Here is a 26,574-nt window from a genome sequence, read left to right on the forward strand (position 1 = left end):
CTTTTCACGGCGGTCGTGTTCAGAGAGCGGCGAGCGGGGCGCGCAGGTCGCGGCCGGAGCGGCGCAGCAGCATCGAGTCGCGGATCTCGCCGGCCCGCACGGCGAGCGTGGACAGCAGCGCGGAGGTGATGCCGTGGGTGTGCTCGGTGCCGCCCTGGAGGTAGATGCCGGCGTCGAGGCGGTCGTCGGTCAGCACGCGGTGGTCGCGGTCCACCCGCAGCCGGCCCTGTCCGTCGGTGCGGCAGGCGGCGGCGAGTTCGCCGAGCAGGGCGCGCGGGTCGACGTGGTGGTAGCCGGTGGCGAGCACCACGGCGTCGCAGTCCAGGGCCTGTTCGCGGCCGGTGGTGAGCGAGCGCAGGTGGGCGCGGGCGCCGTCGGCGAGGGCGTCGACGGCGGTCAGCCGGGTGGCGTTCAGCACCCGCAGGCGCTCGCGTCCGGCGACCTTCTCCTGGTAGGCGGTGCGGTACAGCTGCTCGATCAACTCGCCGTCCACCACGGAGTAGTTGGTGTTGGCGTGCTGGGTGAGCAGGGTCTGCCTGGCCTGCTCGGGGGCGGCGTAGAACTCGTCGACGGCGGCCGGGTCGAAGATCCGGTTGGCGAACGGGCTGTCGTCGGCGGGGCTGTAGCCGTAGCGGGTGAGGACGGCGCAGATCTCCGACTCGGGGAAGGCGCGGTGCAGGAAGTCGACGGCCTCGGCGGCGGACTGGCCGGCGCCGATCACCGCGATCCGCCGGTGGACGGCCGGGCGCTGCTTCAACTGCGGTGCGCGCAGCAGCAGTTCACTGGTGTGCCAGACGTGTTCGGCGGTCTCGACGCCGTCGGGCAGGCGGGGGGTGAGGCCGGTGCCGACGGATATGTTGCGGGCCCGGCGGAGCTGGACGTCGCCGCCGACGACGGCCTCGGAGACCACCTCGACCTGCTCGATCCGGCCGTCCGCGCCGGGCACCGGGCGGATGCCGGTGACGGTGCGGGCGTAGCGGACCCGGTCGGCGAACTCGGCGGCGCACCACTCGAAGTAGTCGTGGAATTCGAGCCGGGTCGGGTAGAAGGTCTTCAGGTTGATGAAGTCGGCCAGCCGGCCGCGCTCCTGGAGGTAGGCCAGGAAGGTGAAGCGGCTGCGCGGGTCGCGCTGGGTGACCAGGTCCTTGAGGAAGGACACCTGCATGGTCGCGCCGTCCAGCAGCATGCCCCGGTGCCAGCCGAAACTGGCTTGGCGCTCAAGGAAGTTGACGCGCAGCGGGGGCTCGGCGGCGGCCCGGGCGTGGTCGTCGACGGCGATCGCCAGGGCCAGGTTGGCGGGGCCGAAGCCGATGCCGATCAGGTCGTCGACGTCCCCGCCGCCGCGGTCCTCGTGCTCCAGCGACATGCGCGTCCTCTCCTCGTCCCGGTGTCCCGCGGCGCGTTGCTCGGTTTGGTTAGCCTTACCTAACTTCACCTCGGGCGATCGAGTCAAGTTCAACTGCCGCCGCCACCGGAGGCGTTACGCGGGGCCCAGCACCCGGGTGCCGGGCGCGGCCGGGCCGAACGCCCGCAGCACCGCGTCGGACACCCGCCCGTCCAGCACCCGCACCTCGCCGACGCCGGCCCGCAGCGCGGCCAGGCAGGCCGTCATCTTGGGCACCATGCCGCCCGCGAGGCCCGGCAGCATCGCGGCCAGCTCCGCCGCCGTCAGCCGCGCGATCGGACCGCCCTGCGGCGGCCAACTCCGGTACAGGCCAGGGACATCGGTGAGCATCAGCAGCGCCCGCGCGCCCAGCGCACCGGCCACCGCCGCGGCCGCCGTGTCGGCGTTGACGTTGTGCACCGCGCCGTCCGCATCGGGGGCGACCGAGGAGACCACCGGGATCCGGCCGTCCGCCAGCAGCGCCCGGAGCAGGCCGGTACGCACCTCGGCGACCTCGCCGACCCGCCCGAGGTCGACCGGTTCGCCGTCCACCCGGCCCCAGCGTTTGACGGCGGTCATGCTCCCGGCGTCCTCGCCGGTCAGGCCGACCGCGAACGGGCCGTGCGCGTTGATCAGCCCGACCAGGTCGCGCTGCACCTGACCGGCCAGCACCATCCGCACCTCGCCCATCACTTCGGGCGTGGTGACCCGCAGGCCGCCGGCGAACGGCGCGCTCACGCCGAGGCGCCGCAGGTGCGCGTCGATCTGCGGACCGCCGCCGTGCACCACCACCGGGCGCAGCCCGGCGTACCGCAGCAGCACCGCCGAGCGCGCGAAGGAGGCGGTCAACTCCCGGTCCACCATGGCGTTTCCGCCGAACTTCAGCACCACCGTGGCGCCGGCGTACGGGCGCAGCCCGGCCAGGCAGGACAGCAGGTCCACGACCACCCTTTCGCTAAGGTGAGGCTTACCTTACATGCGGCTTCCGCTCCCGTCACAAGACCCCGCAGGGGCCCGAGTTCGCCCGAATTTTGACGTTGCCATGATGATTTCGCGTCCGTACCATTCAGGCCTACCGGCGGCGGCCCACCGCCGCGGAGCGCACACCCGGGAAGCGGGGTCTGCCATGACTGCTGCACCGACCACCCGCCGCCGCCCCTTCGGCGGCCTCCAACTCCTGCTGGCCGGCGCGCTGTTGACGGCCGCCGCGTTCGGCTCCACCGCCGTCGCCGCGCAGCCGCCCGGCGCGCAGGCGCAAGCACAAGCCGCGCAGGCGCCCGCCACGCAGCCACTCAGCACGCAGGTATCGGCCGCGCAGAGCTGGGCCGACGACTTCGACGGCCCCGCCGGATCGGCCGCCGACCCCGCCAAGTGGACGGTGGAGAGCGGCGGTTCGGGCAACGGCAACCACGAGCTCCAGTACTACACGCCCGGCGCGGCCAACGCCGCCCTGGACGGCCAGGGCCACCTGGTGATCACCGCGAAGCGCAACTCCGATCCGGGGCTGGCCTGTTGGTACGGCACCTGCCAGTACACCTCGGCGCGGCTGAACACCTCCCGCACCTTCACCCAGGCCTACGGGCACTTCGAGTCCCGCATCAAGATCCCGCGCGGGCAGGGGATCTGGCCCGCGTTCTGGATGCTCGGCAACGACATCGGCACGGCGGGCTGGCCGAACAGCGGCGAGATCGACGTGATGGAGAACATCGGCCGCGAACCGGGCACCGTCCACGGCACCATCCACGGCCCGGGCTACTCCGGCGCGGGCGGCATCGGCGCGCCGTACTCACTGCCGGCCGGGCAGTCCTTCGCCGACGACTTCCACACCTTCGCCGTCGACTGGAGCCCCACCGCCCTCACCTGGTCGGTGGACGGCCGCGCCTACCAGACCCGCACCCCCGCCGACCTGGGCGGCAACCGCTGGGTGTTCGACCACCCGTTCTTCCTGATCCTCAACCTGGCCGTCGGCGGCGACTGGCCCGGCAGCCCGGACGGCTCGTCGAGCTTCCCGCAAACGATGGTCGTCGACTACGTGCACGTCGCCACCTCCGGCACCGGCCCGCTGCCCTACACCGGCCGCATCACCGGCCCGGGCGGCATGTGCGTGGACGTCGCCGGGGCGTCCAGCGCCGACCGCACCCCGATCCAGCTGCACAACTGCACCGGCAACGCGGCCCAGCAGTGGACGGTCGGCACTGACGGCACCGTCCGCGCCCTCGGCAAGTGCCTGGACGTCGACGCCGCCTCGCACAACGACGGCGCGGCCGTCCAGCTCTACACCTGCAACGGCACCGGCGCCCAGCAGTGGTCCTACAGCGCCGCCCGGGCCTTCGTGAACACCGGCTCCGGCAAGTGCCTCGACTCCCCGAACGGCTCCTCCGCCGACGGCACCCGCCTGCAACTGTGGACCTGCAACGGCACGCCCGCCCAGCAGTGGACGCTGGGCTGACGCGTCGTCAACTCCCGGCCGGCCCCAGCACGGTGACCGTGACGGTGAGCCGGCCGGTGGTGTTGATCTGCGCGTTGTCGAAGGTCTGGTCGGTGACGGTGAGCTGCACCAGCTGCCGCTGATCCGTCACCACGCAGATCGAGCTGCCGCGCTGGATGTCCTGGGAGGCGAGCGAGGAGCGGTCTGCGGTGCCGACCCTGAACCTGGTCAGCGTCCCGGTCCTCGCCGCCCGCAGGCAGGTCTCCTGGGTGACCGGCCCGAACGGCGCCAGCGCACCGGCGCTCCGACCGCCGCCGGACGGGATCTCGTACTCCGCCGTCGAGGCGTCGGTCATCAGCAGATCGACGTGCGCCCGGTCCGGGTCCGCGCCGGTGATCCGCTGCGAGCGCCCCGACGGCAGATCCAGGTCGATCACCTGCAACTCGCCCTGCGGCGCCCGTTCCAGCACGATCCGCTCCGGCGCCGGCCCCGTCGCAGCCGGGGTCGCGGGCGCGCCACTGCTCGCCGACACGCTCGGCACCGGCTCCGGCGCTGCCCGGTCCTCACTCCGATTCGCGAAGTACAGCCCCACCAGCAGCCCGCACACGACCAGCGCCGCGACCACCGCCACCACGCCACTGCCCCGCCGCCCACGCACCCCGAACTCCGCGTCCATCCGCGCTCCCCCCTCACCGAAAGCGCACATGCTAGCGGCTCGGCCCGGATCCTTGACCTGATAATCGATCCGCCGCGGCGCGCCCGAGCAGTGGGCGGTCAAGCCGTGAGGTGACATCGCCGGCACCTGTTGTCGTTGGCAGTGCGGAGTAGGGTGGCCCGCGGCCGAGTCTTGGGGGGTGCACATCGTGGTCGAGGCTGTGGTCCGGCGGGGTGTCCGGTTGGGAATCCGCATGGGAGCGGTGCCCGCCGTGCTGTCCGGCTCGATATGGCTGGGAGTCGCGGTGATGTGGCTCTTCCAGGGACGGCACCGCGGTGCCCCGCCGGCTCTCGGCCCGATCGCGATCATGGTCGGCGGGAGCCTGGGCGTCGGCGTTCTGGTCGGCGCGGCAATCGGTACGGCCCTTGCGCTGTCGCCCGAGTGGCTGGCCGCCCGCGCCCCTCTGCGGGGGGCACTCGCCGGGCTCGTCGCCGGCACGACGTACCTTGGCCAAACCGTTGTCGTGGCGGTCGCTACCGATGTCGGTTACGGGCCAGTGCTGCTCACGCTCGTATCCACGCCAGTGGTTGCTGTCGTGGCTGCGGTGCGCGGTGGCGACATCCTGGGCCGTGCCCAGTGCTGCGACCGCACAGGTTCGCCGGGTGGACGGCGGAGACAGACCCGGTAGTCGGCGTTGGCGTTGCGCCAGCGCAGGTAGGTGTGGACCGTGCGGTTCGGGTGGTTCGACTTCGACAGGGTGAACTGCCCGCGCCCCTGCCGCAGGTCGCAGGTCGCAGAGCAGCGGAACCAGTGAAACCCGCTCGACCTTGCCAGCCCGTGAAGGGATCATGTGTCAGTGCCGTCGACTCAATCAGCAGCCAGCAATCTGCAGGACCACGCCGTTCTCTGGAGCATCGGTGAGGTCCGAGCAAGCGATGTGGTCGGCGCCGCGTGCGATGCACTCGTTGCCGGGCTCGACAGTCCCGCACTGCGTGCCCTGGCAGCGTGCACACGCGCCGAAGCGGACTACGACGTGCCCGAGATCCTCCCCTCTGCGCTCGACGAGCTGGGCCTCACCTTCTACCCGGTCAGCAGCATTGCCGGTCAGGAAGCCGCCGCCCGGGCGCTCGCGCGCCAGTTGCTGTCCGGCGAGCTGACCCCCCGGGAGCTCGCCTTCCGGATTCATCAGCGTTTCGGGCATGAACTGGCCCTGGCCGAACGGCTCGCAGAACTCGATGACGAGTACGACGTCCTCGAATACGGCAACAGGACACTGGCACAGGTCGATGCCGAGGTCACGGCCGAAGCCCGACGGCTGACGCAGCACCCTCGCGTTTCAGCTGAACTCACGTAGGGCCTGTCTCTTGGATCCGTCCGTGAGATCGTCGTGCTCGTGATCGAGTCTTGGGTGATCAATGACGACAGCCCTGTCCCTGTGTCGGCGGCGGGGGTTGTGGAGGCCCTTCGATCGAGGATCGACAGCGGACAGCTTGAGACGTGGCTGACCAGTTCATCCGGACGGTTGCTGGCCTTCGTGACGAATGCCGAGCGAGCGATGGTGGTGCTACTCGAAGGCGAGGGTGATCCCGGCGAGCACGCCGTGGCCCCCGGAGCTGCGGGGTCGAGCGACGGGTTCATCCTCTCCAACGGGCAGGGCGACGAGTATCCGGATGAGGACACCGTCCCCATCCGTGAGGCGTTCAGGCTCGTGGAGCACATCGTTGGCACGGGCTCTTGGCCCGCGGATGCACGTTGGGTGGTCGCTCGCTGAGCGGGCTGTCGCCGTGCCCGGACGAGGATCGCGGCAAGCTGGAGCGCGGCCTGGTGGGCGATGGCGAGCTTGTCGGTCCGCACGGCCAGGCCGCGCCACTGCTTGAGGCGATTGATGCATCGCTCCACCGCGTTGCGCTGCTTGTACGACTCCGCGTCGAAAGTCGGCGGTCGACCGCCCGCGCTGCCTCGCCGCAGCCGGTGGCCGATCCGGTCGGAGGGCGGGGGGATGACAGCGCGGATTCCGCGTTGGCGGAGGTGACTTCGGATCGCGCGGGATGAGTACGCGCGGTCCGCGAGGACGGCATCGGGGCGGCTCCTCGGTCGTCCGGGGCCGCTTCGCGGAAGGCGGATGGCAGCCATGACGGTCTCGAAGGCCGGGGCGTCGCCCGCCTGGCCTGCGGTGACGCGGAGAGCCAGGGGCCGTGCACGGGCGTCGCCGACGAGATGGATCTTCGTTTCCTGAACCGGCTCGACCGTCTCCTGGCTCGACCAGGTCGAAACTCGTCTTCTCGGCGCTGGCCCGCGCCGTCATCCGGCACAGCGACTTCACCAGCCGCGACGACCTGATCGCGAGAAGACGGATGCCTGGATGAGCCAGCGCAACGACCACGCCCACCCGTTCCGTTGGACCTGCACAGGCACCCACCCCAAGTCGGCCTGACCGACTCCGAAACACCTCTGCGGGCGGAGGCCGTGTCAGTAGGTGATCTCTTCACCGGCGGAATTCCAGACCCTGGCCCAGCACTGGCCCGGCAGGAAGTTCGGCTCAAGAATCGTCAGCCAGCCGGGACTGTACGCAAAGGTACCAACGCCGGTGTGGCCCGGGTACGACTCCGGCCACTCGATCGTGATGTGGTCCCCGGGGGCCACGACCATCTCGTTTGCCGCCGGCTCGAACTGGACGATCAGCGGATCGGGTCCATCCGCAGCTACCTTGAACCTGAACATCGGCCGATCCTACCGGCCGACAGCCGACAGCCCTCCAAGAAATTCTGCCGAGCAGCACCAGGCTCGTCCCTGGCCGGCGATGCAGGGATCGGCCTGATGGATCGTCATGCTGCCTCTTCCGGGCAGTCGATCCAGGTACGGATGGGTGAGTCGGGGCGAAGTTGCTCTTCGGCTCGGCGCGCGTTGCGCCAGTGGATGTGGGCGCCGATGGCGGCGTTCTGCTCGTCGTGGCTGCGATGGCGGGTGCCGGTGAGCGCGAAGTAGCGAAGCGCGGCGAAATCGGACTTGATCCAGTGCAGCCATGAGCCGTACGTGGGCAGGAAGACCAGCTCGATCTGGTGGCCCGCCACCCAGGCCCGCGCACCGACTGGCCCTGCGCGGACATCAGCACCACGAGTGCCCGCCGCAGCCTCACCGGGTCCTTCGAGGTCGGGCCGATCCGCTGCAGCCGTCGGCCCTCCTCCAAGGTCAGAACCTGGAGCCAGCCGACGGCCAACCAGTAGCAGATCAGTTACCAGGTCGACCTACCGAGCAGAGCCACCAGCGGCGATCCTGCGCCGACCGCCCGCTCCGCGATTTCCCCGCCGTCAGCCGGTCACCGGCCCCAACGAGCTGACCTCGACGGTCAGTCGGCCCGTGGTGGATTCGTCGTCGTTGGCGAACGCCCGGTCGGTGACGGTCGCCCGCACCAGCTGGTGGTGGTCCGTCAGCACGCAGATGGTGCCGCCCGGTTGAAGGCCCACCCGGTCGAGCTCGGAGCGGTACAGGTTGGAGATCCTGAGCTTCACCAGCGAGCCGCTCCGTGCCGCCCGCAGGCAGGACTCCCGGGTGACGGGCTCGCCGGGCTTCAGCACCCCGGCGCTCCGGCCGCCCCCGGCGGGGACGGTGAACTCCGCCCACGAGGCGTTGGTCGTCACCAGGTCGAAGGACGCCTGCTCCTGGGCGTCGCGCAGCCGCCACGCGTCGTCGGTGAGCCGCTCCGAGCGCCCGGACGCCCGATCCAGGTCGAGCACCTGCACGTCACCGAGGCCGGCATCCTGCAACACGATCTCCTCCGACGCAGGCGCAGGCACCGGCACCTGCACCTGCACCGCGGGCGCGGCGGCGCTGCCCTGCCCCGCCGAACCGGCCGCCGGCGCGGGGACGTCGGGAGCCGCCCGGCCGGTCACGCCCCGGTTGGTCAGGTACAGGCCCAGCACCAGCCCGCACACGCTCAGCACCGCGACCGCGCCCAGCACCGCGCGCCCGCGCCCCGCGTCGTGGTGGTGCACGGTCCGCGAGTGGTCGAAGGTCTGGTTCTGCCCGGCCTGGTACGCGTTGCCCTCGCGGCCCTGCGCGTCGAAGGAACGTCCCGGATCCCGGCTCACCGGTGGAAGTGCTGGTCGCGCCCGGCCTGGTAGACGTTGCCGTCGGTGACGGTGGCATGGAAGGTGACGGCGGCGGCGCGCTGCTCCGGCGGCAGGGCGGGCGTCAGCTCCTCGTCCAGGACCCGGCGGATCTCGGCGGCCAGCGCCGGATTGTCGCCGATCAGGCGACGGAAGCGGCTCTCCCAGTCGCCCGCGAGCGCCGCCAGCGTCTCGTCCTCGGTGCCGGCCTCGCGGGCCCGCAGCACGTCCTCGCGGGAGTCGTCGAGTTCCAGCGCGATCGACTCCGCGCGCTCGGGCCGCAGCCGCCGCCACGCGCCGACCACGGCGGTCTTGGCGCCCTCCCAGGCGTCGGTGGCCAGCAGGGTGACCACGGTGGTGGCCGCCTGCCCGGCGAGCACGGCCGTGGTGACCTGGTCCGGTTCCATCTGCACTCCCCCGTTCGTTCGAGGAGCACATGATAGCCAGCCACCGACCCTGCCCCGTCCGGTGGTTGACCCGCCGTCACCGCTCCGGCGGCACCTGGCTGAGCGGTGCGGCCAGCGACTCCAGGCTGCGCCGTTCGGCCTTGACGCCGATCAGCGCCTCGACCACGCCCGCCAGTGCCATCAGCGTCGCCCCGATGCAGAACGCCTGGGTGGCGTCGCCGACTTCACCGCTGGAGACCAGCCCGTTGAACAGCAGCGGCCCGGAGATGCCGCCGGCGGCGGTGCCGACGGCGTAGAAGAACGCGATGCACAGCGCACGCGTCTCCAGCGGGAAGATCTCGCTGACGGTGAGGTACGCGGCGCTGGCCCCGGCGGAGGCGAGGAACAGCACGGCCGTCCAGCAGGCGGTCATGGTGGTGGCGTCCAGCGAGCCGCGCTGGAACAGCCAGGCGGTGCCGAACAGCAGGACGCCGGAGCCGATGTAGGTGCCGGCGATCATCGGTTTGCGGCCGACCGAGTCGAAGAGGTGGCCGAGCAGCAGCGGGCCGAGGAAGTTGCCGACGGCGATCACCGCGAAGTAGTAGCCGGTGCGGCCGGCGGGGACGTCGAAGAAGGTGGTGAGGATCGCCGCGTAGCCGAAGGTGACGGAGTTGTACAGGAACGACTGTCCGATGAACAGCGCCAGCCCGAGGACCGTCCGGCGCGGGTAGTGCGACACCAGTGTGCGGGCGATCGTGACGAAGCCGATCGGGCCGCGCTCGCGGACCCGGATCGGCGGCTCGTCCACCGGGGGCAGCGGCTCGCCGGTCTCGCGTTCGACGATCCGTTCGGCGTCGGCGACGATCTCCTCGGCCTCCCGGCGGCGGCCGTGGGTGAACAGCCAGCGCGGACTCTCCGGGACGTGCCGGCGCACCAGCAGGATGACCAGGCCCAGCACCACGCCGATGCCGAAGGCCAGCCGCCAGCCGAGGTCGGTGGCGAACAGCGAGGTGTCGAGCAGCGCGATCGAGGCGAACGCGCCGAGCGCCGCGCCGATCCAGAAGCTGCCGTTGACGATCAGGTCGATCCGGCCCCGGACCCGGGCGGGGATCAGCTCGTCGATGGCGGAGTTGATCGCCGCATACTCGCCGCCGATGCCGAAGCCGGTGAAGAACCGGCACAGGAAGAAGAACCAGGCCGTCCAGGAGAACGCGGTGACGGCGGTCGCGGCGAGGTACACCGCGAGGGTGATCATGAACAGTTTCTTGCGGCCGAGCCGGTCGGTGAGCCAGCCGAAGAACAGCGCGCCGCAGCAGGCGCCGGCCACGTACAGCGCGGCGGCCGTGGTGGTGACCTGCGCGGTGCTGATCGCGATGCCGCTGCCGGGTTCGGCGAGCCGGGCGGCCAGATTGCCGACCACGGTGACTTCCAGGCCGTCCAGGATCCACACGGTGCCCAGACCGATCAGGATCCGCCAGTGCCACGGCGACCACGGCAGCCGGTCCAGCCTGCCGGGGACGTCGGTCTCCACTGTCATCGCCCCCGGGCGCTGCGGTGCGGACATCCCGCCCTCCCTCACGGAGAAACCTCGCTCCCGGCGACCACCGGACGCGCCGTCAGCGCGTCTGCCCGGCAAACCCCCTGGCACACACCTGGCCGCCCGCCGAACGGCTCAACGGCCCAGTGCGACACGGACCAGCGCGGCCGACAGCCGGGCCAGCTCGCGGCCGGGCACCGACTCGGCCAGCCTGTCCGGGTCCTGGGGCAGGCCGAGGCGGGCGGCGGCGGCCAGTGCGCGGCGGTCGAAGAACGGGCGCAGCTCGGGCCACAGCAGCTGGGCCTCGCGCCGGAAGACGTCCGCGCCGACGGGGCCGATCCGGGGCACCTCGCGCAGCAGCCGGCCGATCGCGTCGCGGTCGCGGCCGGCCTCCTCGCGCAGCCGCCGCAGGTCGCCGCGCCAGCGTTCGAGGACGAGTGCGGCGCCCTCGGCGAGCACGGTGGCGGTGCTCTCGTCGTAGCGGACGTAGTGCGCGCGGCCGAGCGCGTCGACCCGCTGCCGCCAGGTCGAGTCGGCCATCGCGCGCGGGGTGCGCCAGCCGGCCGCGAAGAGTTCGCGGGCGGCGGCGACGGCGGTGTCGGCGCGGATGCGGATCGCGCACAGCTGGGTGAGGACGAGCAGTTGGTACAGCGGGGCGGGGGTGTCGCGCAGCCGGATGCCGGCCTGCTCGGCGTAGGTGGTGCCGTGCCGGTCGAGCAGCTCGTCGACGCCGGTCACCGCGGTGGCCGGGCTTCCAGCCGGTCGGCGAGGACGCGGGTGTCGAAGCGGGGCTGCGGGGCGGTGGCGGGGCCCTGCACGGGGTGGCCGTCGGCGAGCCGGAACCGGGACTGGTGCAGCGGGCACTGCAGGCAGCCGTCGACGAGTTCGCCGCCGGCGAGGGACGCGGCCATGTGGGTGCAGCGGTCGGCGAGCACGGTCCAGTCGTCGTCGCGGCGCACCACGACCACGGCGACCTCCCCGAGTCGGCGGCGCACCGGCACGTCCACGGGGAAGTCGGCGGTGTCGCCGAGCGCCTGCCAGTCGGGCGGGGCGAGCCGGAACTCGGCCTCGGCGTGGGCGGCGCCGGCGGCCTGCCGGTAGGCGAGGTGGCCGCCGAGCGCGGCGGCGAGGCCGACCGCGGTGGTGCCGGCGAGGCCGAGCAGGCGGCCGCGCAGTCCGTGGCCGCGGCGGCGGGCGCGCAGCGAGCGCAGGTGCAGCACGGCGCCGGTGACGGCGCTCGCGGCGTGCACCAGCCCGGTGCGGCGCTGGGCGGGCGGCAGCCGCGACCAGTCGACCCAGCCCGCCCACAGCACGGGCGGCAGGGCGAGCAGCCCGGCCGCGGTCAGCCGGCGGGCGGCCCGGTCGTCGAGGCGGGTGGCGTCGAGCAGCCCGGCGGCCAGCCAGCAGCCGATGGGGAACTGGGCGAGCGCGGGGTGCAGGGGGTGGCCGAGCGGGACGCCGTGCAGCAGGTCGCGGGCGCGTCCGAGCGGCAGGTCGCGGATCAGGTCGGCGAGGCGCTGCGCGGCCGGGTCGAGGAACGTCCAGTGCGAGGGGGCGTCCAGCCAGTCGGCGGGGCCTGAGTGCGGTTGTTCCATGCCGAGGCGGCTGTCCATTCGTCCGGACGCCAAACACCGCCCCCGGCGCGGGGCCGGGGGCGGGGCGGTGGGCGGGGGTCAGCTGGGGCGGATCCGGCCGCGCCAGCCGCCGGATTCGAGGCCGCGTTCCTCGATGAAGGACTTGAACCGCTCCAGGTCGCCGCTCACCCGCCGGTCGATCATCCCGGTCGCGTCGGCGGCGCGTTCGGCCACGCCCTGCGGGTCGTGGTCCATCGCGAGGCGCACCTCGCAGCGGTCGTCGTCGAGCCGGGCGAAGCTCACCACACCCTTCTGGCTGACGTCGCCGCCGACGGTCCGCCAGGCGATCCGCTCGTCGGGCAGCTGGTCGACGATCTCGGTGTCGAACTCGCGGGTGACACCGGAGATCTTCGTGCGCCAGTGGTTGTGGCGTTCGTCGATCTGGGTGACCTCCTCGACGCCGTCCATGAACCGCGGGAAGTCCTCGAACTGCGTCCACTGGTTGTAGGCGGTGTGCAGCGGGACGTCCACCTCGACGGTCTTCTGGACCATGCTCATGTGTTCTCTCCTCCGTCTCTCGTCACGTCACCATCGGTACCAGCGGGAGCGGCGGCCGCCGCTCTCGGCGCTGCGGGCGAAGAAGCCGATCAGCCACAGCACCAGTACGGCGAGGGCGATCCACCACAGCACCTTCACGGCGAAGCCGGCTCCGAACAGGACGAGGATCAGCAGCAGCACCAGCAGCATCGCGAGCATCGCGGTCGTACCTCCTCGGTCGGTGCACGGGCCCGGTCGGGGCCTGTCGAGCGTCTGACCGGTTCGCGGGGTGTCAAACCCGTTTGTCCGGTTCGCCGTTCGGTTCGCCGTCCGGTTCGCCGTCCGGATCGCCGTCCGGATCGCCGTCCGGTTCGCCGTCCGATTCGCTGTTCGGATCGTCGAGCACTTCGACGGCGATCAGGCAGGTGTCGTCGTCGGTGTCGGCGCGGCTGGTCTCCAGCGCCCGGTCGAGCAGCGCGTCGAGGTCGGCGGCGGGTTCGGCGAGCACCTGGGCGAGGTGGGCGAGGGTCTCCTCGACGGACTCGTCGCGCCGTTCGACCAGGCCGTCGGTGTACAGCAGCAGGATGTCGCCGGGACGCAGCTCGAACAGGGCTTCCTGGTAGTCGGGGTCGTCGGCGGCGCCGAGCAGGATGCCGTGCGGCATGGGCAGGGCGGTGGCGGCGCCGTCGCGCAGCAGCAGCGGCGGGAGGTGGCCGGCCCGGGCCCAGTGCAGGGTGCGGGTGGCGGGGTGGTAGCGGGCGCAGACGGCGGTGGCGGTGGCGTCGGTGAGGTCGGCGGCGGCTTCGTTGAGCCAGCCGAGGAGCCGGCCGGGTCCGGCGCCGGTGTGGGCGAGGCCGCGCAGCGCGTTGCGCAGGGCGACCATGCCGGTGGCGGCCTCGACGCCGTGCCCGGCCATGTCGCCGACGACCAGCAGGGCGGTGCGGTCGGGCAGCAGGGTGGTGTCGTACCAGTCGCCGCCGACCCGGTCCTGCACCGAGGAGGGGCGGTAGCGGACGGCGGCGCGCAGTCCGGCGGCGGCCAGCGGGGGCGGCGCGGGCGGCAGGATGGCCTGTTGCAGGCGCAGTGCGAGGCGGTGGTTGTCGGCGGCTTCCTGCCGGGTGTCGGCGAGGCGTTCGGTGGTGGCGGCGAGCGCGGTCTCGGTCCAGTGCTGGGCGGAGACGTCCTGGTAGGCGCCGCGGACGACGGCGGTGCGGCCGTGCGCGTCGAGGACGGGTTCGGCGACCAGGCGCACGTAGTGGGTGTAGCTGCTGAGGTGCCGCATCCGGAACACGGCGGAGTCGGCGCGGCCGTGCTGGGTGGCGGAGTTGACGACGCGGCGGACGGACTGCTCGTCGTCGGGGTGGACGTGGGCGGCGAGCGCGGCGAGCGGGACGGGGGCGGTGCCGGCGGGCAGGCCGAGCAGGTCGGCGGTGCGGGGCGTCCAGTGGATCTCGCCGGTACGCAGGTCCTCCTCGAATCCGGCGAGGTGGCTGAGGCGTTGGGCGGTGCGCAGCAGGTGGTCGGTGCGGTCGGCGCCGGCGGCGGGCTGCCAGCTGAGCAGCAGGCGGTCGCCGTGGCGGGCGGCGGCGAGTTCGAGCAGGGCGGGGGCGGGGGTCTGGCCGGCCAGGAAGGTGAGGGCGAGGCTGTCGTGGTGCCGGGGGCGGCCGGTGGCGTGGACGTCGAGCAGCAGGTCGAGCAGGCCGTCGGCGCAGGCCAGCGGGTAGGCCTCGGTGAGGGTGCGGCCTTCGAGGCGGTGCGCGGGCCGGTCGGCGAGGTCGGCGAAGGCGGGGTTGACGCGGGCGAGGCGGAAGTCGGCGGGGGCGCCGTGGGCGGGTTCGGGGTCGAGCAGGGCGGCGGGGGCGAGGGCGGCGTCCAGGGCGGAGGTGTCGGCGGGGGCGGGTCCGGGGTCGGCACGGTCGGTGAGGGCGAGCGCGCAGACTTCGGCGACGGCCTGCAGGCGGCGGCGTTCGGCGGCGGTGGGGTCGGTGGGGCGCTGCGGCCAGGCGAGTTCGAGGACGGCGGCGGGGCCGTCGGCGCGGTGCACGGGCACGGCGAGGCGGTAGGGGGCGCGGGCGGTGCCGAGGGTGGCGGCGACGGGGCCTTCGGGGCCCTGGACGGCGCGCCGTCGCAGGGCGCGCTGGGCGGGGGTGGCGACGCCGGGCGGGACGTGCCGCCAGTCGGCGCGTTCGGTGTCGGTGAAGCCGGGTGCGGCGGCGGGGTGCAGGACGCCGCCGGGGCGGGCGGTCCACAGCACGGCGGCGGTGGCGCCGACCATGGCGGCGGCCTGGGTGAGGGCGGCCTCGACGGTGGGTTCGGGCCGTCCGGGCAGCCGGCTGGGCGGGCCGGTGGCGGCGAGCGCGGTATCGCCGTCGGCGGGTCCCGGCAGGGTGGTGAGGATGTCGGCGGCGAGTTCCTGCGGGGTGAGCCGGGCGCGTTCGGCGAGGGCGAGCAGTTGGCTGCCGGCTTCGGCGGGTCCGCAGCCGAGGCGTTCGGCGAGGACGCCGGTGGCGAGCGCGGTGAGCGGGCGGGCGGCGAGCGCGGCCCGCAGGTCCTCCGTCTCCTGCTGGGCGCGGCGCAGCCGCAGGGCGAGCAGGCGGCGCGGGTCGGTCCCCGCCGGGTGGGTGTCGCGGGCCCCGGTCACGGCGTCAACTCTCCAGCCAGCGCCGGACGGTGGCGATCAGGTGGTTGGTGTCGACGGGTTTGGTGAGGTGGTCGTCGGCGCCGGCGGCGAGGCTGCGGGCGCGGTCGTCGGGCAGCGCCTTGGCGGTGACGGCGATGATCGGGACGGTGGCGTGTTCGGCGCTCCGGCGGATCTCGGCGGTGGCGGCGTAGCCGTCGAGTTCGGGCATCATCAGGTCCATCAGGACGAGGTCGACCTCGGGGTGGGCGCGCAGCAGGGCGAGTCCGGTGCGGCCGTTGGCGGCGTGCAGGGCGGTGGCGCCTTCGAGTTCGAGGGCGGTGCTGAGCGCGTACACGTTGCGCGAGTCGTCGTCGACGACCAGGATCGTGCGGCCGGCGAGTCGGCCGTCGCGGGCGGGTGCGGGCTTCTCGACGACCAGGATGCCGCGTTCGGCGGGCGGGGCGGGCTCGGGGGCGAGCCGGGCGGGCAGTAGCAGGGTGAAGCAGCTGCCTTCGCCGGGCGCCGATTCGGCGGTCACGGCGCCGCCGAGCAGGCGGGCGAGCTCCCGGCTGATGGACAGGCCGAGGCCGGTGCCGCCGTACTTGCGGCTGGTGGTGCCGTCGGCCTGCTGGAACGCGCCGAAGATGGACTCCAGGTGGTCGGCGCCGATGCCGATGCCGGAGTCCCGGACGCGGAACGCGACGGCGCCCGACTCGCCCTGCCCGTCGGGGAGTTCGCCGGCCCCGGCGGGCTCGACGGCGAGTTCGACGAAGCCCCGGTCGGTGAACTTGACGGCGTTGGACAGCAGGTTGCGCAGGATCTGCCGCAGCCGGGCCTGGTCGGTGCGCAGTTCCTCGGGCGCGCCGGCGGCGGTGACGATCCGGAAGTCCAGGTTCTTCTCGGCGGCCAGCGGGCGGAAGGTGGTGTCGACGTAGTCGAGCAGTTCGCGCAGCGGGAACGGCTCCACGGTGACGTCGAGCTTGCCGGCCTCGACCTTCGACAGGTCGAGGATGTCGTTGATCAGCTGCAGCAGGTCGGAGCCGGCCGAGCGGATCACCTCGGCGTACTCGACCTGGTTGCCGGTCAGGTTGCCCTCGGCGTTCTGGGCGAGCAGCTGGGCGAGGATCAGCAGGCTGTTCAGCGGGGTGCGCAGCTCGTGGCTCATGTTGGCCAGGAACTCCGACTTGTACATCGAGGCGGACGTCAACTGCCGTGCGCGGTCCTCCAGTTCGCGGCGGGCCTGTTCGATCTGGAGGTTCTTCGCCTCGATGTCGCGGTTCTGCGCGGCCAACAGCTCGGCCTTCTCGCCGAGTTCCGCGTTGGAGCGCCGCAGCTCCTCCTGGCCGTCGACCAACTGCTCGGAGCGGGCCCGGAGTTCGGCGGTCAGGCGCTGCGACTCCTGGAGCAGTTCGTCGGTGCGGGCGTTGGCGAGCAGGGTGGCCAGGGTGGTGCCGATGTCCTGGGCGAGGCGTTCCAGGAAGTCGCGGTGCAGGTCGGTGAAGTGGTGCAGGGTGGCGACCTCGACCACGCCGAGCAGCCGGTCCTCCATGGTGATCGGCTGGATCAGCAGTTCGCGGGGCTCGCCGGAGCCCAGCGCGGAGCCGATCTCGGCGTAGCCGGGCGGCAGTTCGGTGACGGCGATCGGTCGGCGGCTGCGGCCGGCCTGGCCGACCAGCGACTCGCCGAGGCCGAAGCGGCGCGGCGCGGCGTCCGCGCGCCCGCCGTAGCCGGCGGCCCGCACCAGCACCGGCCGCTCGGCGCCGCCGCCGGGGTCGTCCGGTGCGGAGGCACCGTCCGGTGCGCGGGCACCGTCCGGCGGGGAGGCGCCGTCCGATGCGCGGGCTCCGTCCGGTGCGTCGGCGCCCTCGCCGAGGTAGTCGCCGGCCAGGTAGCAGGCGCCGTACTGGGCGTTCAGCAGCGGGCAGAGCTCGTCCATCAGCAGCTCGGCGACGGCGGCGGGCTCGCGGCGGCCCTGGATCAGGCCGGTGAGCCGGGCCAGGTGGGTCTTCAGCCAGTCCTGTTCGTGGTTGTCCCGGGTGGTCTCGCGCAGCGTCCGCACCATCACGTTGACGTTGTCCTTCAGGTCGGCGACCTCGCCGGACGCCTCGACGGTGATCGAGCGGGTCAGGTCGCCGGCGGTGACGGCGCCGGTGACCTCGCCGATCGCCCGCACCTGCCGGGTGAGGTTCCCGGCGAGCTCGTTGACGTTCTCGGTCAGGCGCTTCCAGGTGCGGAGACGCCCTCCACCTCGGCCTGCCCGCCGAGCCGGCCCTCGGTGCCGACCTCGCGGGCCACCCTGGTGACCTCGGCGGCGAACGAACTCAGCTGCTCCACCATGGTGTTGACGGTGTTCTTGAGCTCCAGGATCTCGCCCCGGGCGTCCACGTCGATCTTGCGGGTCAGGTCGCCGCGGGCCACCGCCGTGGTGACCTGCGCGATGTTGCGGACCTGGCTGGTCAGGTTGTGCGCCATGAAGTTGACGCTCTCGGTGAGGTCCTTCCAGGTGCCCGCCACGTTCGGCACCCGGGCCTGCCCGCCGAGGATGCCGTCGGTGCCGACCTCCCGGGCCACCCGGGTCACCTCCGCCGCGAACGCCGACAGGGTGTCCACCATCGCGTTCAAGGTGTGCACCAGTTCGGCGACTTCGCCCTCCGCCTCGACGGTGACCCGGCGCGACAGGTCGCCGCGCGCCACCGCCGTCGCCACCTGCGCGATCGAGCGGACCTGCCCGGTCAGGTTGGACGCCATCACGTTGACGTTGTCGGTCAGGTCGCGCCAGGTGCCGGAGACCCCGCGCACGTCGGCCTGCCCGCCGAGGTTGCCCTCGGTGCCGACCTCGCGGGCCACCCTGGTCACCTCGCCGGCGAACGAACTCAGCTGGTCCACCATGGTGTTGACGGTGCTCTTGAGCTCCAGGATCTCGCCGCGCGCCACCACGTCGGTCTTCCGGGTCAGGTCGCCGCGGGCCACCGCCGTCGCCACCTGGGCGATCGAGCGGACCTGAGCGGTCAGGTTGCCCGCCATGAAGTTCACGCTGTCGGTCAGGTCGCGCCACGTCCCCGAGACGCCCCGCACGTCGGCCTGCCCGCCGAGGATGCCCTCGGTGCCCACCTCGCGGGCCACCCTGGTCACCTCCGCGGCGAACGAACTCAGCTGCTCCACCATGGTGTTGACGGTGTTCTTCAGCTCCAGGATCTCGCCCCGGGCGTCCACGTCGATCTTGCGGGTCAGGTCGCCGCGGGCCACCGCCGTGGTCACCTGCGCGATGTTGCGGACCTGCGCGGTCAGGTTGCCCGCCATCGCGTTCACCGAGTCCGCGAGCTCGCGCCACTCGCCGGTCGCCTGCGGCACCTGCGCCTGCCCGCCGAGCATGCCCTCGGTGCCGACCTCGCGCGCCACCCGGGTCAGCTCGGCGTTCAGCCGGCCCAGGCGCTCCGCCATGTCGTTGTAGACGGCGGAGATCTCGCCCAGCACCCCGGGCGCGTCCGGCAGCCTGCGGGTCAGGTCGCCGTCCCGGACGGCGGTCAGCCCGGCGAGCAGGCGGCGCAGCGCGGTGCCGTCGACGTACGGCGGCTCGGGGCGCTGCGGCTCCGGTGCGCGCGGGTCGGGTGTGCCGTCCACGTGACCACCACCTCGGGTCCGGTCGGCGGGGCCGGGGCCGTCGGACGGGGTCGGGTCCCGGCTGCTCACTGGGGGGCCCTTCCACTGTGGCACTGTCCGGGCCCGGCTTCCGCCGGGGGACGGAGCGTCTCCAGCCACACCCGTTTGCCGCCGCCCGGCACGGGTTCGCTGCCCCAGGCGGCGGCCAGCCGGTCGACCACCCGCAGCCCGTGGCCGCCCGGCTGCGCGGGGGCGTGCGGGGCGCGCAGCACCGGCATCCGGTCGTCGCTGTCGAGCACCGCGATCCGCAGCAGCGGTCCGCACCTGGTCAGTTCCAGCGCGTAGGGGCCGACCGCGTGCTGGCAGGCGTTGGTGACGAGTTCACTGGTCATCAGCAGGACGTCTTCGGCGGCCGCCCGGCCGTCGGCGTCGCCGGCGGGCAGCCAGCCCCACGCGTGCAGCGCGAGGCGGGTGAACTCGCGGCTGCGGGCGACCGCCCCGGGCGCGGCCGCCAGCGGCAGGGTGCGGTGCTCGGTGCGGCCCGCGACGGGCCGGCCCCTCATCGCTGCTCCCCGGCCCCGCCGGGCCGCTCGCCGTCCGCCGTCGCGGGCGCGGATGCGGCGAGCGCCTCCTCGACGGTGGCCCGGACGGCCAGCACCTCGTCCGCGCCGGTGATCTCCAGCATCCGCACCACCACCGTGCCGGGCGCGGCCAACAGCAGTGGCACGCCGGCCTGTTCGGCGGCGGCGTGGGCGCGCAGCAGCAGGTTGAGTCCGGTGGAGTCGCAGAAGTCGAGGCCCGAGCAGTCCACCACCAGCCGGCCGGGCGGGTCGGCGACGGCCCGCTCCAGGGCTTCGCGGAGCGGGCCGACGCTGTCGTGGTCGAGTTCGCCCTCCGGGCGCACCACCAGTGCGCCCGGAGGGCGTCGCAGGGTGACGACGAGGGGCGCGCCGACGGCGGGTTGCGGGTCCACGGTACGAACACCTCCTGCCGAACGGTGGGGCTCGCCGCCCCGGGGCGGCTCAGTCCGCGCGGCTACCCGGTGCGGCGGGCCTCAATCAGCGCCGCCGGGTGTGTTGCGGCCCTCGATCTGTTCGCGCAGCCCGGTGAGGGTGGCGGCGAGGATCCGGGAGACGTGCATCTGGGAGACGCCGATCTCGTCGGCGATCTCGCTCTGGGTGAGTCCGCCCCAGAACCGCAGCAGCAGCACGGTGCGTTCCCGTTCGGGCAGCCGGCTGAGGAACGGCCGTGCGACGACGCGCAGTTCGGCGATCTCCAGTTCGGGGTCGCAGGAGCCGAGGCGGTTGATCAGGGCGCTGCCGGTGTCGTCGGAGTCCTCGTCGCGCAGCGAGTCCAGCGAGTCGCAGCGGCACAGCCGTCCGGCGTCGAGTCCTTCGGCGGCCTCGGCCTCGGTGATGTGCAGCTCCTCGGCGAGTTCGGCGGTGTCGGGCAGCCGGCCGAGGTCCTGTTCGAGCCGGTCGGAGGCGCGGGCGGCGGCCAGGTAGCGCTCCTGGACGCTGCGCGGGACGCGCAGCGGCCACGAGGTGTCGCGGAAGAACCGTTTGATCTCGCCGGAGATGGTCGGGATGGCGTAGGTGACGAACTCGACGCCGCGCCCCGGGTCGAAGCCATCGACGGCCTTGATCAGGCCGATGGTGCCGACCTGCGCGATGTCGTCGAGTTCCTCGGGGCGGTGCCGGAACCGGGCGGCGACGAACCGCACCAGCGGCATGTTGAGTTCGATCACGGTGCCGCGGACGTAGCTGGACCTGGCGTCCTCGGGCGGCAGTTCGGCAAGTCGCCGGAAGAGCGCGTCGCTGAGCTCCCGGGCCTCGTACTTGCCCATGGCGCGCATCTCGCGCCGGGTCGGCCGGTACATCGGGTCGACGTCGGGCAGTCGGTCGGGGGCACGGGTGTGGCCCTCGGGGGGCTCCGAGGGTTGGTGGTGGGTCATGGTGGTCACTGGGAGTCATCTCCCGGGGACGGCGTTGGCCCGCTGCGCTGCCTCGTACGGGTGGTTTCGCCGAGCGGTCCGGCGGGGGCCGGGGCGTCGGCGGCCGTGCGGGGCGACGCGGAGGCGGGCGGAGAACCGTGGTACCCGACTTCTTCAGGTGACGGCTCCCGGCACGCGGCTCGCATGCCGTGGCAGGCGACCGTGCGGGTCGTCCGCACCGGGCGGTCGGCTCGGTGCGACGTCCGGCTCCTACCCGATCAGGTGAGTTTGAACCTGATTCGCGCCGATTGATCCGGGTATGCGACGGCGTGTCCTCGCATCGCCACGAGAGGAGAGCGGCCATGCCTGCCGGATCGAGCCCCAAGCGGGAGCGCCAGTACGAGCACATCAAGGAGAGTCAGCTGAAGCGCGGCACCAGCAAGAAGCGGGCCGAGGAGATCGCGGCGCGCACCGTCAACAAGGAACGCGCCCGGCACGGCGAGAGCCGCACGGCCTCGCGCAGTTCGGTGCAGGACGTCTCCTCCGGGCACCGGGGCGGCAAGCGTTCGCACAGCGGAGCCCAGGGGCCGACCAAGGACCAGCTGTACAACGAGGCCCGGCAGCGGGACATCAAGGGCCGCTCCAAGATGAACAAGCACCAGCTAGAGAACGCCCTGGGGCGGTGAGCACGATGACGATGCCCACCCCCGTGGACCCGGACGTCCGCCCGCCCGAGCCCCCGGACAGTCCGCCCCGCCCGACCGACCCGCCCGGGCCGCTCGGCCCCTCGCCGCTGCCCCCGGACCCGGACCCGCCGCTGTCGCCGCCCGTCCCGCACGAACCGCAGCCGCCGAGCCCGGGCCCGCCCGAGCCGACCCCCGAACCCGAGCCGCAGCCGTCCGCTCCCCCGCCCGGCGGACAAAGCACGAGTTGACGCCACCGGCAACCCGAAACCCCCTGCCGTTGGTCCGATCGGGTGAGGAAGACCCCGAACGGCGGCGCGGACGCCACCCGCCCGGGCCCGGCACCGCTAGCGTCCTGCGAGATCGGACGGGAGTGACGGCATGCGGCGGTGGACGACGGTGGCGGAGGCGGCCGCCTGGTGGGCGGCGCTGGGCGCGCTGTACCTGGTGCTGATCACCTCCGTCGGCCCGCTGGAGTTCGCCCTCGGCGCCCTCGCCGCCCTGCTCGGCGCCCTCGTCACCCGCCCGACGGCGCTGCGCCGCCGCAGCGTCCTCGTCACCCGCCCGACGGTGCGGCAGCGGCGAAGAACTCCAGCAGCCGCGCGTTGACCGACTCCGGCTGCTCCAGCGTCAGCCCGTGGCCCGCGCCGGCCACGATCTCGGCGCGGACGCCCGGGATCAGCGCCTCGACCCGGCGCAGCACCCGGCCCGGGCGCAGCAGGGCGCTGCGGGCGCCGATCAGCACCAGCGTCGGGACGGCGATGCGGCGCAGCTCCGCGTCGGTGAACGGGGGCGCGGCGGGGCGGCTCGCGGGCTTCCAGGTGCGCATGGCGAGCATCATCGGCCTGAGCATCTCGGGCGGGGCGACCAGCGCGGGGTTGGCGAGCAGCCGGGCGGCGGCGGGCCGCAGGCGGCGGGGGGCGAGCATGCCGAACAGGCCCGCGATCATGTGGAAGTAGAACCGGGCCGGGACCTTCTCGATGCCGCCCGGGTCCAACGGCGCGACGGTGGCCAGCCGTTGGGGCGCGTGGACGGCCTGGTTGAGCGCCAGCCAGCCGCCGTAGGAGACGCCGACCAGGTGCACCCGCTCCAGGTCGAGTCCGGCCAGCACCTCGCCCAGCCATTCGGCGTTCTCGGCGGGGCCGGCGGCGACGGCGCGCTGCACGCTGCGGCCGGGGTCGTCGAGGGTGGAGATCGCGTAGACGGGGTGGCGGGCGCCGAGTGCGGCGATCTGCGGGTGCCAGTTGGCGGGGTGGCCGGCGTGGCCGTGCAGCAGCACGACGGGGTCGCCCGCGCCGGGCCCGTGGTCGGGGCCGTAGTGGTGGACGTGGACGGTGCCGTAGGAGGTTTCGACGTCGAGGGCGCGGTGCGGGGCGGGCCACAGTTCCATGGCCCGGTCGTAGGCGTCGAGGAACGCGGTGCGGGCGTCCTCGGTCACGAAGTGTCCGACGCTGGTCCTGGTCATGGGCCCTCCAGATCGTTTGGTGGTATGGTTGTACCACAAAAACGTTCGAAGGGACCGGGATGCCGAAGCTGGTCGATCACGAGGAACGGCGGGCCCTGATCGTCGACGCCCTGCTGCGCGACGCCGCCCGCACCGGCCTGCACAGCGTCACCATGCGCTCCGTCGCACAGGAGGCGGGCGTCTCGGTCCGCCTGGTCCAGTACTACTTCGACACCAAGGAGCAGCTCCTCCTCGCGGCCCTCACCCGGCTCGGCGTCCGGATGGGCGAACGCGTCCGCACCCGGGTCCGGGCCGCCGTCGCCGGGGCCGCGCCGCCGTCCCCGCGCGAGATCGTCGAGGCGGTGCTGCTGGAGGCCGTCCCCACCGACGAGGAGGGCCGCACCTTCCACCTCGTCTACACCGCGTACGCCGTCCTCTCGGTCACCGAACCGGCCCTCGCCGAACAGTCGTTCCTGGCCGCGCCCGACGAGATGGAGGCCTTCCTGGTCGGGCAGCTCACCGCCGCCGCCGTCCCCGAGCCCCGCCACGAGACCGTGGTGCTGCTCGCCCTCTCCGCCGGCCTCGGCCTCAGCGTGCTGCTCGGCCAGCGCTCCCCCGAGGACGCCACCGCCGTCCTGCGCCACCACCTCGCCCGCCTGTTCCCCGCCGCCTGATCCCGTCCGCGCCTCCCCCCGTCGTGATCTGCGCGCACCGACCTCCGGCCCGGGGCCGCCGCCCGGCGCACGGGGGCTCGCACGGATGCACGCACGGCGCTCAGGGGCTCACGGCGCGCGCCCCTGAGCCCCTTGCCGCCCCGTCCGGGCCTCCCCGGCGACGCCGAACCGATTGTGGCGCCGGGTCCGTTCGCCCACTCTGGTGCGACTGCGGCGGCGGGGAGCGGCCGGCCGCGGTGCTCGGTTCCGCGTCTCACTCGGGGGGTTCGATGGTGGCCGGCGACGGATCGGACACGGTGGCGGCCGTGGTGGCGGCGCTGGTCCAGGCGGCGTCACGGACGGCCGGCGCCGAACTCGCCGCGTTCGGGCCGGAGATCGAGCGGGTCCGGCAGGGCCTGCGGCGGCTTCCGCGCTGGAACCGGGCCGCGCAGCAGCTCCTGGACACGCCGAACGACCCCGGAGCGGCCCGCGCCCTGGCCGAAGCGGTGGCCGAACTGCTGGACATCGACCCGGAGTTGAGGGACGCCCTCGGCGCGCTCCGGCCGACCGCCGACCCGCTGCCGCCGCCGCCCGCCGCGCCCCCGTCCATCACCTTCGGCGCCGACGCCACGATCGGCGGCGGCTCCGGCCAGACCGCCGTGGGCAGCCCGAACGCCGTTCAGATCGGCACCTACAACAAGACCACCAGGAGGTCCGGCGGCACCGGCCCGCTGATCGCGGTGGTCGCCGTCGCCACCGCCGCGGCCGCGGTCAGCAGCTACCTCGGGCTCGGCTCCGGGCAGCAGCCCGGCCGCCCGGGGCACGGCGTCTCGGCGCTCACCGCCGGCCAGGTCCAGGCCGCCCTGCCCGACCTGCACGCCCTCCCCACCGGCTGGCGGTCGAGCACCCCCGCCGACGTGAGCGACTCCCCCGCCGACTGCTCCGGCGAACCGGAGGCCGCCGCGGAGTTCTGCCGGCAGCCGGCCGTCGTGGGCGAGATCTCCTTCGAGTCCGGCGGCACCGTCGTCAGCTTCCGGATCCTGGCCGGCCCGAGCCGCGCCTGGGCCGACACGCTCTACCAGAGGTTCCTGGCCAACTCCTCCGACTCGTTCCGCGCCATCTCGATCCCCGCCATGGGCGACGCCTCGGCCGCGGGCAACGGCCCCTCCGGCACGGAGGTCCTGATCGAGGTCGGCGCCACGGTCCTGGTGGTCGGGTACGAGCCCAAGTACCCCGTGGACGGCTGGGACAGCAGCAAGGTCGTCCCGTTCGCCCGGATGTTCACCACCCGCTCCCAGCAGGCCCAGGACGGCGAGACGCCCACCGCCGTCGCCGAGTGACGCCACCCCGGCCGTGACGGGTCCGCACCCGACCGGCGCCGGGTCCGCCTGCCCGCAGCGGCCCGGTCGCCGAGGCCGTCGAACCGATGCCGCACCACGCCGGGAGCCGCCGCGCACGCCTCGTTGCTGATTGAGTCCGTCCTCGCCGGGCAGACGCGCCACGACACGGAGCAACAGAGCACGAGCGAAAGGACGCGGACCATGCTGCTGCTCGGACTCCTCCTGTTCGCCGCCTCCGGCGCCTTCGCCGGGCTGCTGATCGCCGACAACCTGGGCGGCGGACCCGAGACGGGCGTCACGGTGCTCGGCGACAACATCGGCACCGTCAACACCCTCGGCGCGTTCCTCGCCGGAATCGCCCTGACGCTGATGGCCTGCGCCGGCATCGCCCTGATGACCGCCGGCCTGCGCTGGCACCGTCGCCGCCGCGCCGAACGGGTCGTGGCGGACGAACGCGTGGCCGTCGACCGCACCGCCGACCCGACGGCCGGACTGGGCGCCACCGACCCCACCGCCACCACCACCGCGCAGCGGCCGCGCGGCCACCCGCGCCACCGCTTCACGCACTGAGCGCACTGAGCGCACCAAGGGCACCGACCGCACTGAACCCACTGACCGCACTCGACGCACCGAAACCGCAGGCTCCGAGAAGGGAGACCCCTGATGAGTGACGCCTCCGACAGGATCAAGCACCAGGCCGAGGAGGCCGTCGGCGCCGCCAAGGAGCACGCCGGCGCGGCCACCGGCAACGAACGCCTGGAACACGAGGGCCGGGGCGACCAGGCCGAGGCCCAGGCCAAACAGAGCGCCGACCACGCCAAGGACAAGCTCAAGGAAGGCATCGACCGGATCAAGGGCGCCTTCAAACGCTGACCGCCCCCACCGCACGCCCCCGGCAGGCCCCGCCCCGCCTGCCGGGGGCTTCCCGCTGGGTGCCACCGCGTCCGGCCCGGCTCACCGGTCGTGGCGGGTGTCCGACCGTCCGGGCGGCGCGGCATCACGGGCTTCGCCGCCGTCGCCGTTCCCGTTCCCGTTGTCGCCGTGCCCGTTCCCGTTCCCGTCTCCGCCACCGTTGCGCCGCATCAGCAGCCACGGCAGGACCAGCCACCACACCGCGAACCAGGCCATCACCCCGCCGACGATCGCCCCCGCCGCCGGTCCGCCGACCGCGACGTGCAGCAGCAGGAGCAGCGCGGAGCCGACGGTCAGGGCCAGCAGCAGCACGCCGATGGCGACCAACCGGGCGGTGGCGTCGACGAGTTCGGGCTTGAGGCGGCGCCCGGCCAGCAGCCGGTGGTAGGCGACGGGGGCGATCAGGGCGCCGGTGGCGAGCGCGCCGAGGACGACGGTGGTGACGTACAGGCCGCGTTCGAAGTCGGAGAGGCTGGTGAAGCGCGGCATGAACACCACGCTCAGCAGGAAGCCGAACAGGATCTGCGCGCCGGTCTGCACCACCCGGACCTCCTGGAGCAGTTCCGTCCAGCGCCGGTCCGCGCGTTCGTTCGGGGTCTCGTGGCGGCCCCGGGCGTCTTCGCGCATGGTCGCGCACCCCCTTCCGGGCTGGCGTCTGTCCGGCTGCCGGGGCGCGGAAACGGTTCTGCCGCCGGGGCGGGGGCCATGGGTGTGCGGGCGCGCGTCCGGGGTAGACGGGGCGACGCGCCGGAGCGGCTCCGGCGGGATCTCGGACACGCCCT

General features: G+C 73.5%; 28 protein-coding genes and 2 pseudogenes. 10 read left to right on the forward strand and 20 right to left on the reverse strand.

The window, feature by feature from the left end; translation table 11 throughout:
* Window positions 1–19: 19 nt before the first annotated feature.
* Together ACWEMJ_RS07720 and argB are read right to left on the reverse strand one after the other, a co-directional pair.
* Complete coding sequence (locus ACWEMJ_RS07720) at window positions 20–1,366, reverse strand: lysine N(6)-hydroxylase/L-ornithine N(5)-oxygenase family protein (protein ID WP_452136058.1); 1,347 nt, start codon at window positions 1,364–1,366, stop codon at window positions 20–22.
* A gap of 114 nt (window positions 1,367–1,480) precedes the next feature.
* Complete coding sequence (gene argB, locus ACWEMJ_RS07725) at window positions 1,481–2,326, reverse strand: acetylglutamate kinase (RefSeq protein ID WP_452136059.1); 846 nt, start codon at window positions 2,324–2,326, stop codon at window positions 1,481–1,483.
* Between the two features lie 184 nt (window positions 2,327–2,510).
* Here argB and ACWEMJ_RS07730 point away from each other — a divergent pair, with 184 nt between their 5' ends.
* Window positions 2,511–3,833 (forward strand): ricin-type beta-trefoil lectin domain protein, encoded by a 1,323-nt coding sequence (locus ACWEMJ_RS07730; RefSeq protein ID WP_452136060.1) that lies wholly within the window; start codon window positions 2,511–2,513, stop codon window positions 3,831–3,833.
* A gap of 7 nt (window positions 3,834–3,840) precedes the next feature.
* Here the strand turns inward: ACWEMJ_RS07730 and ACWEMJ_RS07735 are convergent, their stop codons facing one another.
* Window positions 3,841–4,488: a hypothetical protein gene (locus ACWEMJ_RS07735; protein WP_452136061.1), complete on the reverse strand. Its 648-nt coding sequence runs from the start codon at window positions 4,486–4,488 to the stop codon at window positions 3,841–3,843.
* Window positions 4,489–4,666: 178 nt separating this feature from the next.
* Between ACWEMJ_RS07735 and ACWEMJ_RS07740 the strand changes: the two genes are divergently transcribed.
* The 3 genes from ACWEMJ_RS07740 (at window position 4,667) to ACWEMJ_RS07750 (ending at window position 6,238) form a co-directional block, all read left to right on the forward strand.
* Window positions 4,667–5,155 (forward strand): hypothetical protein, encoded by a 489-nt coding sequence (locus tag ACWEMJ_RS07740; RefSeq protein ID WP_452136062.1) that lies wholly within the window; start codon window positions 4,667–4,669, stop codon window positions 5,153–5,155.
* 168 nt (window positions 5,156–5,323) lie between these two features.
* The gene (locus tag ACWEMJ_RS07745) at window positions 5,324–5,821 is read left to right on the forward strand and encodes a hypothetical protein (RefSeq protein ID WP_452136063.1); all 498 of its coding nucleotides are present in this window, start codon (window positions 5,324–5,326) and stop codon (window positions 5,819–5,821) included.
* Window positions 5,822–5,860: 39 nt separating this feature from the next.
* Window positions 5,861–6,238: a hypothetical protein gene (locus ACWEMJ_RS07750; RefSeq protein WP_452136064.1), complete on the forward strand. Its 378-nt coding sequence runs from the start codon at window positions 5,861–5,863 to the stop codon at window positions 6,236–6,238.
* Here the strand turns inward: ACWEMJ_RS07750 and ACWEMJ_RS07755 are convergent.
* From ACWEMJ_RS07755 to ACWEMJ_RS07825, 15 genes and pseudogenes are all read right to left on the reverse strand, one after another.
* Window positions 6,235–6,696: pseudogene (locus tag ACWEMJ_RS07755) on the reverse strand (IS5 family transposase); the annotation flags it as partial. The gene ACWEMJ_RS07750 and the pseudogene ACWEMJ_RS07755 overlap by 4 nt on opposite strands.
* A 240-nt stretch (window positions 6,697–6,936) precedes the next feature.
* Window positions 6,937–7,188, reverse strand: coding sequence for a hypothetical protein (locus ACWEMJ_RS07760; protein WP_452136065.1), 252 nt, complete (start codon window positions 7,186–7,188; stop codon window positions 6,937–6,939).
* 104 nt (window positions 7,189–7,292) lie between these two features.
* Window positions 7,293–7,538: a hypothetical protein gene (locus ACWEMJ_RS07765; RefSeq protein ID WP_452136066.1), complete on the reverse strand. Its 246-nt coding sequence runs from the start codon at window positions 7,536–7,538 to the stop codon at window positions 7,293–7,295.
* Window positions 7,539–7,775: 237 nt separating this feature from the next.
* Window positions 7,776–8,555, reverse strand: a complete 780-nt coding sequence (locus ACWEMJ_RS07770; protein ID WP_452136067.1) for a hypothetical protein — start codon at window positions 8,553–8,555, stop codon at window positions 7,776–7,778.
* The gene (locus ACWEMJ_RS07775) at window positions 8,552–8,980 is read right to left on the reverse strand and encodes a hypothetical protein (RefSeq protein ID WP_452136068.1); all 429 of its coding nucleotides are present in this window, start codon (window positions 8,978–8,980) and stop codon (window positions 8,552–8,554) included. The genes ACWEMJ_RS07770 and ACWEMJ_RS07775 overlap by 4 nt, the downstream gene beginning before the upstream one ends.
* Window positions 8,981–9,056: 76 nt before the next feature.
* On the reverse strand, window positions 9,057–10,523 hold the full coding sequence (locus tag ACWEMJ_RS07780) for an MFS transporter (protein WP_452136069.1): 1,467 nt from the start codon (window positions 10,521–10,523) through the stop codon (window positions 9,057–9,059).
* 108 nt (window positions 10,524–10,631) lie between these two features.
* Window positions 10,632–11,234 carry an endonuclease gene (locus ACWEMJ_RS07785; protein ID WP_452136070.1) on the reverse strand — a complete coding sequence of 201 codons (603 nt, stop codon included), beginning with the start codon at window positions 11,232–11,234 and terminating at the stop codon, window positions 10,632–10,634.
* Window positions 11,231–12,091: a Rieske 2Fe-2S domain-containing protein gene (locus ACWEMJ_RS07790; RefSeq protein WP_452136071.1), complete on the reverse strand. Its 861-nt coding sequence runs from the start codon at window positions 12,089–12,091 to the stop codon at window positions 11,231–11,233. Before ACWEMJ_RS07790 ends, ACWEMJ_RS07785 begins: the two co-directional genes overlap by 4 nt.
* A 78-nt stretch (window positions 12,092–12,169) precedes the next feature.
* A complete protein-coding gene (locus ACWEMJ_RS07795) occupies window positions 12,170–12,628 on the reverse strand; it encodes an SRPBCC family protein (RefSeq protein ID WP_452136072.1) in 459 nt (152 codons plus the stop codon).
* A gap of 27 nt (window positions 12,629–12,655) precedes the next feature.
* Complete coding sequence (locus tag ACWEMJ_RS07800; RefSeq protein ID WP_452136073.1) at window positions 12,656–12,826, reverse strand: hydrophobic protein; 171 nt, start codon at window positions 12,824–12,826, stop codon at window positions 12,656–12,658.
* Window positions 12,827–12,899: 73 nt separating this feature from the next.
* A complete protein-coding gene (locus ACWEMJ_RS07805) occupies window positions 12,900–15,248 on the reverse strand; it encodes a SpoIIE family protein phosphatase (protein WP_452136074.1) in 2,349 nt (782 codons plus the stop codon).
* 4 nt (window positions 15,249–15,252) lie between these two features.
* Window positions 15,253–18,848 (reverse strand): annotated as a pseudogene (locus ACWEMJ_RS07810) (HAMP domain-containing protein).
* A 65-nt stretch (window positions 18,849–18,913) separates the two neighbouring features.
* A complete protein-coding gene (locus ACWEMJ_RS07815) occupies window positions 18,914–19,390 on the reverse strand; it encodes an ATP-binding protein (RefSeq protein ID WP_452136075.1) in 477 nt (158 codons plus the stop codon).
* Window positions 19,387–19,800 (reverse strand): STAS domain-containing protein, encoded by a 414-nt coding sequence (locus tag ACWEMJ_RS07820; RefSeq protein WP_452136076.1) that lies wholly within the window; start codon window positions 19,798–19,800, stop codon window positions 19,387–19,389. Before ACWEMJ_RS07820 ends, ACWEMJ_RS07815 begins: the two co-directional genes overlap by 4 nt.
* Window positions 19,801–19,881: 81 nt before the next feature.
* Window positions 19,882–20,781, reverse strand: coding sequence for a SigB/SigF/SigG family RNA polymerase sigma factor (locus tag ACWEMJ_RS07825; protein WP_452136118.1), 900 nt, complete (start codon window positions 20,779–20,781; stop codon window positions 19,882–19,884).
* Between the two features lie 341 nt (window positions 20,782–21,122).
* Between ACWEMJ_RS07825 and ACWEMJ_RS07830 the strand changes: the two genes are divergently transcribed.
* Window positions 21,123–21,446 carry a plasmid stabilization protein gene (locus ACWEMJ_RS07830; RefSeq protein ID WP_452136077.1) on the forward strand — a complete coding sequence of 108 codons (324 nt, stop codon included), beginning with the start codon at window positions 21,123–21,125 and terminating at the stop codon, window positions 21,444–21,446.
* Between the two features lie 378 nt (window positions 21,447–21,824).
* Complete coding sequence (locus ACWEMJ_RS07835; protein ID WP_452136078.1) at window positions 21,825–22,052, forward strand: hypothetical protein; 228 nt, start codon at window positions 21,825–21,827, stop codon at window positions 22,050–22,052.
* Here the strand turns inward: ACWEMJ_RS07835 and ACWEMJ_RS07840 are convergent.
* Window positions 22,000–22,908: an alpha/beta fold hydrolase gene (locus ACWEMJ_RS07840; protein WP_452136079.1), complete on the reverse strand. Its 909-nt coding sequence runs from the start codon at window positions 22,906–22,908 to the stop codon at window positions 22,000–22,002. The two genes, ACWEMJ_RS07835 and ACWEMJ_RS07840, sit on opposite strands and share 53 nt — an antisense overlap.
* 59 nt (window positions 22,909–22,967) lie before the next feature.
* Here ACWEMJ_RS07840 and ACWEMJ_RS07845 point away from each other — a divergent pair, with 59 nt between their 5' ends.
* From ACWEMJ_RS07845 to ACWEMJ_RS07860, 4 genes are all read left to right on the forward strand, one after another.
* Window positions 22,968–23,561, forward strand: coding sequence for a TetR/AcrR family transcriptional regulator (locus tag ACWEMJ_RS07845; RefSeq protein ID WP_452136080.1), 594 nt, complete (start codon window positions 22,968–22,970; stop codon window positions 23,559–23,561).
* A 269-nt stretch (window positions 23,562–23,830) separates the two neighbouring features.
* On the forward strand, window positions 23,831–24,880 hold the full coding sequence (locus ACWEMJ_RS07850; RefSeq protein WP_452136081.1) for a hypothetical protein: 1,050 nt from the start codon (window positions 23,831–23,833) through the stop codon (window positions 24,878–24,880).
* A 201-nt stretch (window positions 24,881–25,081) separates the two neighbouring features.
* Window positions 25,082–25,450 carry a hypothetical protein gene (locus tag ACWEMJ_RS07855; RefSeq protein ID WP_452136082.1) on the forward strand — a complete coding sequence of 123 codons (369 nt, stop codon included), beginning with the start codon at window positions 25,082–25,084 and terminating at the stop codon, window positions 25,448–25,450.
* A 93-nt stretch (window positions 25,451–25,543) separates the two neighbouring features.
* Window positions 25,544–25,753, forward strand: coding sequence for a CsbD family protein (locus tag ACWEMJ_RS07860; RefSeq protein WP_452136083.1), 210 nt, complete (start codon window positions 25,544–25,546; stop codon window positions 25,751–25,753).
* A gap of 81 nt (window positions 25,754–25,834) precedes the next feature.
* Here ACWEMJ_RS07860 and ACWEMJ_RS07865 read toward each other — a convergent pair whose 3' ends face one another.
* On the reverse strand, window positions 25,835–26,419 hold the full coding sequence (locus tag ACWEMJ_RS07865) for a DUF6328 family protein (protein WP_452136084.1): 585 nt from the start codon (window positions 26,417–26,419) through the stop codon (window positions 25,835–25,837).
* Between the last annotated feature and the right edge of the window lie 155 nt (window positions 26,420–26,574).

The organism is Kitasatospora sp. NPDC004531 (genome assembly GCF_053602195.1).

Excerpts from the sequence above, each read along its gene's own strand:
- ACWEMJ_RS07775 (WP_452136068.1), bottom strand. The coding sequence starts at position 8,980 with ATGGAACCGGACCAGGTCACCACGGCCGTGCTCGCCGGGCAGGCGGCC.
- ACWEMJ_RS07780 (WP_452136069.1), bottom strand. The coding sequence starts at position 10,523 with ATGTCCGCACCGCAGCGCCCGGGGGCGATGACAGTGGAGACCGACGTC.
- ACWEMJ_RS07760 (WP_452136065.1), bottom strand. The coding sequence starts at position 7,188 with ATGTTCAGGTTCAAGGTAGCTGCGGATGGACCCGATCCGCTGATCGTC.
- ACWEMJ_RS07855 (WP_452136082.1), top strand. The coding sequence starts at position 25,082 with ATGCTGCTGCTCGGACTCCTCCTGTTCGCCGCCTCCGGCGCCTTCGCC.
- ACWEMJ_RS07795 (WP_452136072.1), bottom strand. The coding sequence starts at position 12,628 with ATGAGCATGGTCCAGAAGACCGTCGAGGTGGACGTCCCGCTGCACACC.
- ACWEMJ_RS07835 (WP_452136078.1), top strand. The coding sequence starts at position 21,825 with ATGCGGCGGTGGACGACGGTGGCGGAGGCGGCCGCCTGGTGGGCGGCG.
- ACWEMJ_RS07720 (WP_452136058.1), bottom strand. The coding sequence starts at position 1,366 with ATGTCGCTGGAGCACGAGGACCGCGGCGGCGGGGACGTCGACGACCTG.
- ACWEMJ_RS07860 (WP_452136083.1), top strand. The coding sequence starts at position 25,544 with ATGAGTGACGCCTCCGACAGGATCAAGCACCAGGCCGAGGAGGCCGTC.
- ACWEMJ_RS07830 (WP_452136077.1), top strand. The coding sequence starts at position 21,123 with ATGCCTGCCGGATCGAGCCCCAAGCGGGAGCGCCAGTACGAGCACATC.
- ACWEMJ_RS07790 (WP_452136071.1), bottom strand. The coding sequence starts at position 12,091 with ATGGAACAACCGCACTCAGGCCCCGCCGACTGGCTGGACGCCCCCTCG.
- ACWEMJ_RS07815 (WP_452136075.1), bottom strand. The coding sequence starts at position 19,390 with ATGAGGGGCCGGCCCGTCGCGGGCCGCACCGAGCACCGCACCCTGCCG.
- ACWEMJ_RS07850 (WP_452136081.1), top strand. The coding sequence starts at position 23,831 with ATGGTGGCCGGCGACGGATCGGACACGGTGGCGGCCGTGGTGGCGGCG.
- ACWEMJ_RS07735 (WP_452136061.1), bottom strand. The coding sequence starts at position 4,488 with ATGGACGCGGAGTTCGGGGTGCGTGGGCGGCGGGGCAGTGGCGTGGTG.
- ACWEMJ_RS07840 (WP_452136079.1), bottom strand. The coding sequence starts at position 22,908 with ATGACCAGGACCAGCGTCGGACACTTCGTGACCGAGGACGCCCGCACC.
- ACWEMJ_RS07825 (WP_452136118.1), bottom strand. The coding sequence starts at position 20,781 with ATGACCCACCACCAACCCTCGGAGCCCCCCGAGGGCCACACCCGTGCC.
- ACWEMJ_RS07865 (WP_452136084.1), bottom strand. The coding sequence starts at position 26,419 with ATGCGCGAAGACGCCCGGGGCCGCCACGAGACCCCGAACGAACGCGCG.
- ACWEMJ_RS07730 (WP_452136060.1), top strand. The coding sequence starts at position 2,511 with ATGACTGCTGCACCGACCACCCGCCGCCGCCCCTTCGGCGGCCTCCAA.
- ACWEMJ_RS07800 (WP_452136073.1), bottom strand. The coding sequence starts at position 12,826 with ATGCTCGCGATGCTGCTGGTGCTGCTGCTGATCCTCGTCCTGTTCGGA.
- ACWEMJ_RS07845 (WP_452136080.1), top strand. The coding sequence starts at position 22,968 with ATGCCGAAGCTGGTCGATCACGAGGAACGGCGGGCCCTGATCGTCGAC.